Genomic DNA, 10,699 nt, shown 5'->3' with positions numbered 1-10,699 from the left:
ACAATCGGCGCCCGGCGTTCCCGCGGGCCTGGATCTCGAACTGACCTACGCCACCGACCTGTTCGAGGACGCCTCCGCGCGGCGCCTGGTCGAGCCCGGCCACCAGGGCGGGTGGCCGGCACGACACACACCTCACGGCTGATCCGGGTCCCGCACGGTGTCCACGATCGCCCCCAACTGCGCGATCAACCCGCTCAACCCGAGCGTGTCCCCGCCGATCTGCACCGATTTGAGCTCGTGGGGGGCGGGCAGATGATCCACGATCGCCGGCAGCGCGCCCACCAGCTCGGCCTGAATGCTGCTGGCGTTGCGCAGATTCGCGTTCTCCACCGCGACCCGCTCACGCTCGAGACCCAGCAGCGCCTGCTCGTGCGCGGCCCGCGCCCGCGCCGCCTCCAGCGCCAGCTCGGCCTCGAGCTCCTGACGGCGCAACTCCGCGGCCAGGCGCGTGTTCTCCGCCCGCTCGGCATGCTGATCGCGCTCGAGCCGCAACGCGTGCAACGCGGCCTCCTGCGCCAGATCCGACACCGCCCGCTCGTCGGCGTGCGTGCGCTCGGTCCGGCGCAACCGCTCGGCGGCCTCGCGATCGAACCGCGCGGCCTCGTGCTGGGCGCGCAGGGTCGACAACTCCCGCTCGTTCTCGATCCGGCGCTCCTCGGCGGTCCGCGCGGCGGTGAGCTCGCGCATCGACACCGCCTCCTGCGCCTCGAGCTCGGCCAGGCGCGCGATCCGGTTCTGATCACTGCGATAGGGCTTCTGCAGGTTCTCCCACAGCGTGGTCGAACTGACCACCGCCTCCTTGATCTGCACGGTCACGATCCGCAACCCCAGCCCGCGATCATCGCGCTCGGCGGGCTCGGCCGAGCCCTCGGCCACCGTGCGCAGACGCGCGGTCAATTCCTCGATGATGGGCTGTTTGTCACTGAGCACATCGCGAACCGCCATCGTGGACACCTTGTCCTTGATCGCGGCCTCGGCCTGCTCCCGCAATTGCACATTCACCAACCGCATCGGATCCTCACCGTCGGAGAAATCGAGCTTGCGATAGGCGGTGGCGAAATCGTCGATGATCCACTGCACGTACCCCTGCACGAGCACGCCCTGCAATTCCTGGCAGATGCAGTACGCGTTGATCAGGATCGTCTGGATCGCGCCCGGCACCACCAGATACGAATCGGTGCCCGGATCGAACCGGAACGACACCCCCAGCCCGATGTGCAGCGGCTCCTTGCGCCCGCGCCGGGTGTGCACCACGAACGCGTTCGGCGGCACCAGTACCGTCTGCCATCGCCAGAACCCGGTGATCCGCACATCCACCGGCCCCTGCACCGGGGTCTCGCGCGAGGGCCCCGCCCGGCCCGCGCGTTTGGCCAGCACACCCCGCCCGCCGCCACCCGACCCGTACGGCGCCCCCGGCTGCGGCGCGGACCGCAGATTCTCCTCGAGCACCGCCTGCTGCGCCACCACCTGATCGAGGTACGAATTGTTCTTGGCTGTCATGGCCGCAGGCTAGCCCACGAAAACCCCGCCCGCCCAGCGAATTTCACGCCTCGCACCCGGCGTGCCCGGCAGCGGCCGGCGCGGGTGTCGAAGCGTGCGCTGCTCGCACGGCCTGTTCGGAACGGCCCTGGACACCTTCGCCTCGCACAATCCGTACCCGCTCGAGACGGATGTCCCCGGTGCGCGAATACCGCCGACCCTTACGAGCCGGCAACGCGATGTTGTCTTGCGGGACCGTTCCGAGTGGTCTCGCGGGTTGGCCTTGCGGGCCGTTCCGAGCCGTCGGCGGCGGCACACGCCAGGCGAACACCTGCGACGGAGGTCAACGGACCCCAGCCCATTGCGTCACTGTGACGCATTGAGCTGGGGTTTTCCCGCGTTCGAGCCCGGGGGAGCGGCCCCTCATCGCGGCGCGGCCCGCACATCCCGCGCGTACTGGTGCGGGGTCTGCCCCTTCCACGACCGGAACGCCGCCGCGAACGCCGAACCGCTCGAGTACCCCAGCCGGGTGGAGGTCTGCTCGGCGGTCAGCCCGGCCGCGAGCAGCTGCTCGGCCAGCAACGCCGAGGTCTCGTCACTGAGCTCCCGGAACGTGGTGCCCTCCTGCGCCAGCCGCCGCCGCAGCGTGCGCACGCTCAGATTGAGCTCGTCGGCGATCTCGGGCTGGGAGGCGACCCCGGACCGGTGGATCAGCAGCTGGCGCACCTGCCCGCTGACCCCGTGCCGCGAGCGCCGCAGCTGCAACAGCTCCATACACTTCTTCTCGTAGTAGGCCGCGGACAGCGAATTGGCCTGGGGGAGCGGCAGATCCAGCGCGCCCGGCGCGAACTTCAGGATCGTGCGCGGCGCGGAGAAACTCACCTCCGCGACCCCGTTGAGCAGGTTGAACATCTCGTACATGGGATGGGCGGCGATGGCGACCTCGACCCGCACCGGAATCGGGGTCAGGAAGAAATCGCGCTGCATGGTCGCGAACGTGGCCAGATCCCATTCCAGGGCGAAGCGCCGGATCCGTTCGGGCACCGCCGAATCGTCACGGACCAGCCAGATCTCGGCGCCCTCGTCGCGCGCGCGGAACCGCGCCACACTGAACGAGAGATCGTTGTACTGCACGAACACTTCGACCGCGCTGCGCACGGTCGGGCTGTTGATGATCGCGAAACCCCACACGCCGTGATTGGCCAGATGCGAGCGGATCCCGGCGAACAACCCGAATCCGGGTTCGTCACCGAGCGCGGCGACCACGTTCTCGAGCAGCCCGATCTCCTGTGCGCGGGTGATCTCGGCGGTCGGATCGTCGAGATCGTCACGCGCGATCCCGGTGCCGCGCAGGACCTCGGCCACCGCGACGCCGCGTTCGACGGCGAACTGCGCGATGAGCATCGCGCTGGTGATGGAACGCCGTTGCCTCGGTCCGTCCGTCATAGAGGCATTTTCGCAAACGTCCAGCATCCACAGCACCGGAAATCGGAGATACGGCACCCGGTGGCACTCCATTGATTCGTCACAGTGACGTTTATGCCTGGGCCGGCGAGACCTGGGGGAGCCACCGATAATCCACCCCGGCAACACGATTGGACCCACGAGAGACCCCGAGAGGCACACATCGGCCGATTCCGGGCCGAACAGGAAAATTTCCAGCACGGCGGCGGGTGCGCGCAAACAATTTTCCGGTGTGCCGAGAACGCGCCGGGGACAGGCGTTTACGCGCACGCACGCACGCGCGCAGCCGGTGGGGCCCAGGCGGCGGCCGGCGCGGGATCGGCGGACAACGCGCGAATACGCCTGTCACACAACAAGATCAACAAGCCGGAGCGGCCGCCGTAAAAGTACCGATAATCAACATTATGTCAAGTTGATGGCCGAGCGGCATTCCCCGCAGTTATCAACCGGCACGCCCCGACCCCGGGTTCCCCTGCGCCACCGGCGAGTTCACACATTCTTGCATCGAGTGCAAACTAGCAGCACTCCCCAGCCGCCCCGCCCGGTGACCAGATCACCCCGCCCCCAAACCTGTTGGCCCAAGGTTGGCCGATTCTGCACATCGCCCACCGAACACCGCATGTCACATTCGAATAACATCGTCCCGCAGAGGAATTCGAGTCGGGAAGCGGTGTTGCGTGATGTTCGGTATCGGAAAGACAATCGCGAAGGTTCAGCACGAAGTCACTCGCCAGGTCGTCAACGCCCTGACCATGCCGCACCGCATCCCGTTACCGTTCGGCCCCACCCTCACCGACCGCGTCTCGGGCCGCACCGTACTCATCACCGGCGCCTCCAGCGGCATCGGGCGCGCCCTGTCCCTGCGCCTGGCCGCCGCCGGCGCCACGGTCCTGGTGACCGCGCGCCGCACCAGCGAACTCGACCAGCTGGTCGCCCAGATCCACGCCAACGGCGGCAAGGCGTTCGCGCTCCCGGGCGACCTGTCCACCACCGAGGGCGTCGACAAGCTCGCCGACCAGGTCCTGATCGAGTTCGGCGCCCCCGACATCCTGGTCAACAACGCGGGCCGCTCGATCTGGCGCTCGGTCGCCGAGTCCGAGCATCGCCTGCACGACTTCGAGCGCACCATGCGCATCAACTACTTCGGCCCCGTCGGGCTCGTGCTGCGCCTGCTGCCGGAGATGCGCCGGCGCGGCTCGGGCCACATCGTGTCCAGCTCCTCGCTCGGGGTGATCACCGATATCCCCCGCTTCGCGGCCTACGTCGGCTCCAAGGCCGCCCTCGAGGCGGTGATGCGCATCGCCGCCAACGAATCCCACGGCGACGGGGTGCTGTTCACCGACGTCCGCATCCCCCTGGTCGCCACCGACATGAGCGCGGCCCTGGGCTGGAGCGGCTACAAGGCCCTCTCGACCGCGGCCGCGGCGAACATGCTCACCGACGCGATCATCGACCGCCCCGCCCACCTGGAGAACCTGCACGGCGCCCTGAGCATCTGGTTCAACCGCCTGCTCCCGGACCTGGCCCGCTACGGCCTCAACCAACTCCACCGCATGCTCCCCGAGGAGACCACCGGCCCGTCCCCCAGCCCCCGCCCGGTCCCCACCCCCGAACCCGCCCCGGCCCACGACTGAACTCCGGTCGCGAACCCGCCCGTGCCCGGCATGAGCGGGTTCTGCTCCGGTTTCATTCCCCCACTCAGGAATTCATCACAGAATTCGAGTGCCGGACACGCTCGAGCGCGCTGTGCCGTCCGTCGACCGCACGCGACGGCTTCCGGGCGGTCAGCGGGCGCTGAGCTCGATCAGGGTGCGGCGGTGGCGCTGCTGCAGTTCCAGGAGCTCGTCGTCGGTGTGGGCGGACCAGTCGTGCTGGGGCACGAACTTGGGGCGCAGGGCCCGGATCCGGTCCGCGCACCACATGAGTTCGGCTTCCAGGGCCTGTGGGTCGGCGCAGCCGGGCCAGGTCGGGGCGACCTCGATCGAGTCGATGGCGTCGCGGTTGCCGGTGAGGGTGACCACGGCGCGACCGTACTGGGTGGCGGCGCCGTTCATCAGGTAGCGGCCGTCCGAGAGCAACTCGTCCTGCAGGCGGCAGTACTTGTTCCAGGTCGTGGTCTCGAGCAGCATGATCGTCTGATCGCGCAGGGTCAGCCGATGATCGGGCGAATGCCGGGCCGGGCGGCGGCGATGACGACGCCGCCCGAGCTCGTCCGAGGCATGGGCGGTGTGGGTGGTCAGCGCGGTGCGATACGCCTCGTACAGGGCGGCGCCGACGTCCTTGGGCGGCACCCGATGCGCCCAGTCGACACTGAACTCCAGGCTGTGCGGCAGCAGGCCGCGATCCAGGGTCATCATCACGTACGGCCCGGTGGTCGCGGACATCGTCGCGGCGGGCGTCACCGGCGCGGGGGCCGCGGCCAGGGCGGGCGGCTCGGCGGGCGCGGGCCGGGGTGTGGTGATCGTGGTGAGTTCGGCGGGCGCGCCCGGGAATCCGGTGACGTGGTGCACGGTGTTCGCGGACACGCTCATGGTCGCGGACACGGTGATCGATACCGAGACCGAGACGGTGTCACGCCGCTGTTCGCGCTCGTCGTCCTCGCCGTTGTCGATAAGGCTGAACGCCATGCCGAACCATCCCATTCACGCAGCCACCTATCGGCGCACAGTATCAAACTCGGGGTGGGTCGTGTTCCCGGACAAACGAATTCGCCCGGGATAGCTCGCGGTCGGCCGGTACGCGGTCAGTATTCGACGGGCCCCGACCGTGCGGGTGCGTCCCTGCGTCGCAGCGCGGGCAGTCCGATCACGACCACCAGCACGGCGACGATCACAGCGTGCGCGGCGGACATGACGAGCATGGGCCGGGCGAACCCCTCGTCGGTGTACGCCCCGCGCTCCCCCACGCAATACAGCGTGTAGTTGACCGAGGTGCCCTCGGAGTCGTGCCAGGTATCCGACACGACCATCGGTTCGGTGTAGGGCGCCGAACAGAACAGCGGCGCGGTCAGTTTCGCCTCCCCGGGCCAGATCGCCAAGGGTATGACGATCCCGGCCATGGCGGCGATGGCGGCCGCGCCCAGCGCGGTCAGCAGCAGTCGGCGCATCATGCCCTCCTGACCCGGGTGAACGTGCCGGTGTCATCGAATTCCACGACCGTCTCCGCGCGCGGTGACACGACATTGGCCACGATGCGGACCCCGTCGCCGAAGCGGCCGACCACGATCACGCTCACGTACCCGTCGGTGAGTTCGCTGCGTGCCAGCGCGGTATCGACGATGTCCTCCACCCGCGACAGCCCGCTCACCTCGCTCAGCGTGAAGCTCTCGGCGTCGAGGTCCTCGCGCGCGGAGACCCGCACCGGTTCCGGGGATCCGAGGCCACCGAGCAGATACGAGTAGTCGTCCAGCTCGCGGGGCTGGTTCGGGGGCCGCACCCGCAGCCACACCGCGGCCTCGCGCGAGGTGAGATCGCGGTCGTCGAAGAAGGCGGTCACATGGGCGGGCTGATCGAACAGCACCGCCCGGAAACGCGCCGAGTCCGGTGCGGTGATCACCAGGACCGTCGCCTGCACCTGTGCGTCACCCAGCCGCTGGCTCAGGGCGGTGATCGCCCCCTGCGGCAGCGCACTCACCAATCCCCCGCCGCGCGCCCGCATCTGCGCTTCAAACTCGGCCCGATCGATGGCCCCCGCGCAGCCCGCGGCGGCGAGCACGCTGACACACACCAGAATTCGCATCCACCCGCGCACGACTCGCATGCTAGAGGTTCACCGCCGACCGGGCACGACCGGCGGCCGACGCACGCGTGAATTCGCGGGCGCGCCTCACGGGTTCGGCGGCCGCTGCGGCCAGCGCACGTCCACGACCAGCCCGTAATGGTCGCTAGCGATGATGCCGGTCAACGGCTCGTGAAAGGCGAGGTCCGCGCTCAGCAGCCGGCCCGCACCCTCCGGGCGCAGGAACGGGTCACCCACGAACACGTAGTCGATCCGCTGGGGCGGCACGTTGAGAAACCGCGCCTGCGGATTGGTGATCGGATCGTAGGTGTAGCCCACCTCGTTCGGGCGCAGCAGCGCCCACGCCTCCTGGAACGAGGTGCTGCGCCCCTCCAGCACCGCGTTCGACTGCAGGAACCGGATCTCGTCCGAGAGCGGTTTGGCGTTGAAGTCCCCGCACAGGATCGGCGGCAGCGCGGTGACCGTGCGATCGTGCCGCGCGGCGATGATGTCGTCGATCGCCAGCACCTGCCGCACCCGCTGATACGCCTGCGCGGGCGGGGGCGCGAGATGGGTACTGAACACATCGGTCCCGGCGGTGCGCGCGTACAGCAGCTCGGCCTGCATCCGATAGGACGGGTGCGGATCGCGCGGGGCCGGATCACCCGGCAGCGCGAACACCTCGAACAGTTCGATCGGCCACCGGCTCAGAATCGCCGAACCGAACCGCAGATTCCGATCGTGCCATGCGTCCTCGGGCAGCGCGTACCCGCCGAAACAGCTGTGCCACCGCCCCGCCGGCGCGTTGTCCACCAGCCAGCGCGCGGTATTGGTGCTCTCGGACGCGGTGACGTCCTCCCACACCTCCTGCAGGCACACCACGTCGGCGTCGAGCCGCTCGAACCAGGCCAGCACCTCGTGCCGGCGCTGTTCCCACTTGGGCTCGAGCAACGACCCGATATTGAGCTGAGCGATCCGCAAGGTTCCGGTCTCCGACATCGATACTCCGTATTCCTGTTCGCGCCCAAGGGAATCCACCCCGAACTCTACGACCCGCGCCCGCGCCCCCGCTACCAGATCAGCGTCTGCTCCCGCACCCGCACCCGCGCGAAGAACCGCCGCCCGATGCCCTGCCCGTCCCGGTTGTACGCGTTCATGATCTCGGCCAACTCCGCCGCCACCGTCGACAGCGCCGGACTCACCTCCCCGTCCGCATCCCACCCCCACTCCGCGGGCACCGCCTCGACCCGCACCACGATCGCCGACACCGCGGGCTCGGCACACACCTCGTAGACCAGCCCCGCCGGTGCGTCCCGGATCGGATCGAACACCGCCACCTCATCCGTCCCGCCCGGCTCGGTGAAAACAACACGCGCGAACGCGATATCGGCGCGCACCAACTCCGCGATCTCCTCGAGCCCCGCATGCCGGCCCGCCCGCCCGTACCGCGCCCCGTACACCCGATCCGCCGCATCGGCGCGCACACTCGCACCCAGGATCCGATCCAGCATCCGCCGCGCGGCCGCCCGCTCGTTCGCCCCCGTCGCCGGATGATCGATCAACGCCCGCAACCGCAGCACCCGAGAACTCATGACATCCTCATCCCCTCATCACGCGCGAGCGCGGCAGACACCCACTGACCGGCGAGCCTGCCACACCCACACGCCCACCCGGTCAGCGGCGCGCGAAAACCGCGCTGTGACAGGCACTCAGCAGAGCGATCAACTCCTGTGCCTCCCGATCGTCCAGCACCGCGAACGCCGGCGACACCAGATCGTCGGTAATCGTCTCCGCCTGCACCCACCGCCCCTTCAAATCCGCCGTGATCTCCTCGAACGGCTCACCCCACCCGTACCCGCGCGCCTGATCCGGACCCGAACTCAACGGCGACCCCGCGATCAACACCGCCTGCAACGGCGACAGACCACTCGAGCGCACCGCCATCAAATGCAACCCGCCCCGCAACTCCCGCAACGCCTGCACCGCGTGCGCCACCCGCGCCGGCGCGTCCTCCGCCCGCGGCAACGCCCGCCACCCCGCGAACAACGGCACCCCAGCCACCGACGCCGCGTCGGCCACCCGTTCCAGCAACTCCGCCAACCGCTCCACCGGCTCGAACCCCGCCAGCTTGCGCCGCCCGAAATCCTGGCACGCCTGCAGATACCCCTGCGCCCCCTTCGCCGCCGGCACCCCCGCCGTCGCCTCCCACGCCGTCCGCACCGCCGCCGGCGGGAAGAACCCGAACGCCGCGGCCACCACATCGGAGTCCACATCACCCAGCACCCCGCCCCGGCCCCGGGTATACCCCGGCAGGAACCCCGGCACGCCCGTCGACGCGGCGAACGCCTTCGCCTCCCGGGAGAACATGAACCCCCCGCCGATCTGCTGGATCTGATCCTTCACCGCGGACGCAACCGACATGTCCGTTCCTCTCTGAGCGGAAAGCGCATTCTCCCCCGAGACTATTTCACCGCCCGGCACCCCCACCGGCGGGTCCGCTCCCACCCGCCCTGCCCAGTCCCCGGCACACGAAACCCCTGCTACCACATACCATCAGCATCACCACAAAGTTGAACACCAGCCCAAATGACGGTTAATCTCATTGTGGTGCTAGGACATTCACACGCCACCAGCGGCGCGCTCGCCTGGTCAGCGGCCGCCGCAGCGCTACCGCTCACCGTATTGACCTATCCCGCAAGCCAAATGGGCAACATCCGCCCCGTCGACCTCGTCATGGGCGCCCTGCTCACCGCCGGCGCCGCCCTGCTCCCGGACGCGGACCACCCCAACGGAACCATCTCCCACGTCCTGGGACCGGTCTCCCACGCCGCCTGCAAATTCATCTCGTGGATATCCGGCGGGCACCGCCACGGCACCCACTCCTTCCTGTTCGTCGCCCTCGTCACCGTCGGCACCTGGGCCGGACTGCACTGGATAGGCCGCTGGTTCACCCTCGCCCTGGTCTTCTTCCTGCTCGCCCTGGCCGTGCGCGCACTACACCTGGCACCCTCCGGCGAGGGACCCAAAGCCTGGGGCACCCATATCGCCCTCGCCGCCAGCGGCACCTTCGTCATGGACTACTTCATCAGCGACAAACCCGCCTGGCTCCCCTTCTCCGTCGGCCTCGGCGCCCTCGCCCACATCCTCGGCGACTGCCTCACCGACCGCGGCTGCCGCCTGCTCTGGCCCCTGGACATCCGCACCAGAATCCCCATCATCGACCGCACCGGCAACAAGATGGAAACCCTCATCCTGGTACCGCTGTTCGGTCTCGCCACCCTCGGCCTGCTCTGGTACACCATCACCCACCAGCCCTAGCCGACACACCGAACCGACCCGAAAACCCGGACACTGCAACCGATCAGCATCCGAGCACCCACCCGCACTCGTATGATCTCCTGGTCAATCGGTCCGGGACAGGGACGGAGCACCATGAGCGACCGCGAAGAACTCAGCTGGGAACTATTCGGCACCGCCGCAAGGGAATTGGCGCACACCATCGCCAAGGACGGATTCGAGCCCGACCTCATCCTCTCCATCGCCCGCGGCGGCCTCTTCGTAGCCGGATCCCTCGGCTATGCCCTCGACGTCAAGAACCTGCACGTCATGAACGTCGAGTTCTACACCGGCGTCGACCAACGCCTCGACCTGCCGGTCATGCTGCCCCCGGTACCCAGCGCCGTCGACCTCACCGGCGCGACCGTGCTGGTCGCCGACGACGTCGCCGACACCGGCGCCACCCTCAAACTCGTGCGCGACTTCTGCCAGGACCACGTCGCCGAGGTCCGTTGCGCGGTCATCTACCAGAAGCCCCGCTCGGAAGTCGACTGCGAGTACGTGTGGAAACACACCGACCGCTGGATCAACTTCCCCTGGTCCGTCGAACCACCCGTCGTCGACCGCCAGGTCCGCGTCCTGGACGCCTGAACCCAGCCCGACTCGGGAAAGACGAAGCGCGCCGGGTTTCTCGCTGTTCATCGTGATCGCGCGCGCAACCTCGCCATCGAGCAACCCACCGGCGCCGGGCGCGACCCCGACC

The 10,699-nt window shown here is 68.9% G+C and carries 11 protein-coding genes; 3 read left to right on the top strand and 8 right to left on the bottom strand.

Translation table 11 applies throughout. From position 1 onward, the window contains the following. Positions 1-132: 132 nt before the first annotated feature. Positions 133-1,500 carry an SPFH domain-containing protein gene (locus tag ACWDOP_RS38685; RefSeq protein WP_456349044.1) on the bottom strand — a complete coding sequence of 456 codons (1,368 nt, stop codon included), beginning with the start codon at positions 1,498-1,500 and terminating at the stop codon, positions 133-135. A 402-nt stretch (positions 1,501-1,902) separates the two neighbouring features. Further along, positions 1,903-2,925: an AraC family transcriptional regulator ligand-binding domain-containing protein gene (locus ACWDOP_RS38680; RefSeq protein WP_456349043.1), complete on the bottom strand. Its 1,023-nt coding sequence runs from the start codon at positions 2,923-2,925 to the stop codon at positions 1,903-1,905. Between the two features lie 698 nt (positions 2,926-3,623). Between ACWDOP_RS38680 and ACWDOP_RS38675 the strand changes: the two genes are divergently transcribed. Next, entirely contained in the window at positions 3,624-4,577 is a 954-nt protein-coding gene (locus ACWDOP_RS38675) for an SDR family NAD(P)-dependent oxidoreductase (RefSeq protein WP_456349042.1), read from the top strand. A 150-nt stretch (positions 4,578-4,727) separates the two neighbouring features. Here the strand turns inward: ACWDOP_RS38675 and ACWDOP_RS38670 are convergent, their stop codons facing one another. From ACWDOP_RS38670 to ACWDOP_RS38645, 6 genes are all read right to left on the bottom strand, one after another. Beyond that, positions 4,728-5,570: a hypothetical protein gene (locus ACWDOP_RS38670; RefSeq protein ID WP_456349041.1), complete on the bottom strand. Its 843-nt coding sequence runs from the start codon at positions 5,568-5,570 to the stop codon at positions 4,728-4,730. Between the two features lie 116 nt (positions 5,571-5,686). Beyond that, positions 5,687-6,049 carry a hypothetical protein gene (locus ACWDOP_RS38665; protein ID WP_456349040.1) on the bottom strand — a complete coding sequence of 121 codons (363 nt, stop codon included), beginning with the start codon at positions 6,047-6,049 and terminating at the stop codon, positions 5,687-5,689. Then, positions 6,049-6,693: a hypothetical protein gene (locus ACWDOP_RS38660; RefSeq protein WP_456349039.1), complete on the bottom strand. Its 645-nt coding sequence runs from the start codon at positions 6,691-6,693 to the stop codon at positions 6,049-6,051. The genes ACWDOP_RS38665 and ACWDOP_RS38660 overlap by 1 nt, the downstream gene beginning before the upstream one ends. A gap of 75 nt (positions 6,694-6,768) precedes the next feature. Next, on the bottom strand, positions 6,769-7,659 hold the full coding sequence (locus tag ACWDOP_RS38655; protein ID WP_456349038.1) for an endonuclease/exonuclease/phosphatase family protein: 891 nt from the start codon (positions 7,657-7,659) through the stop codon (positions 6,769-6,771). A 71-nt stretch (positions 7,660-7,730) separates the two neighbouring features. Then, positions 7,731-8,252 (bottom strand): hypothetical protein, encoded by a 522-nt coding sequence (locus tag ACWDOP_RS38650; protein ID WP_456349037.1) that lies wholly within the window; start codon positions 8,250-8,252, stop codon positions 7,731-7,733. Positions 8,253-8,334: 82 nt separating this feature from the next. After that, positions 8,335-9,081 (bottom strand): SCO6745 family protein, encoded by a 747-nt coding sequence (locus tag ACWDOP_RS38645; RefSeq protein ID WP_456349036.1) that lies wholly within the window; start codon positions 9,079-9,081, stop codon positions 8,335-8,337. 186 nt (positions 9,082-9,267) lie between these two features. Here ACWDOP_RS38645 and ACWDOP_RS38640 point away from each other — a divergent pair, with 186 nt between their 5' ends. Both ACWDOP_RS38640 and ACWDOP_RS38635 read left to right on the top strand, forming a co-directional pair. Further along, positions 9,268-9,978: a metal-dependent hydrolase gene (locus ACWDOP_RS38640; RefSeq protein ID WP_454206277.1), complete on the top strand. Its 711-nt coding sequence runs from the start codon at positions 9,268-9,270 to the stop codon at positions 9,976-9,978. Between the two features lie 114 nt (positions 9,979-10,092). Next, on the top strand, positions 10,093-10,587 hold the full coding sequence (locus ACWDOP_RS38635) for a phosphoribosyltransferase (RefSeq protein WP_456349035.1): 495 nt from the start codon (positions 10,093-10,095) through the stop codon (positions 10,585-10,587). The last annotated feature ends 112 nt before the right edge of the window (positions 10,588-10,699 follow it).

It is taken from the genome of Nocardia sp. NPDC003693 (assembly GCF_053981095.1).
Note: the sequence above shows the minus strand (reverse complement) of the source record. Positions and strands in the feature narration are given on the sequence as shown.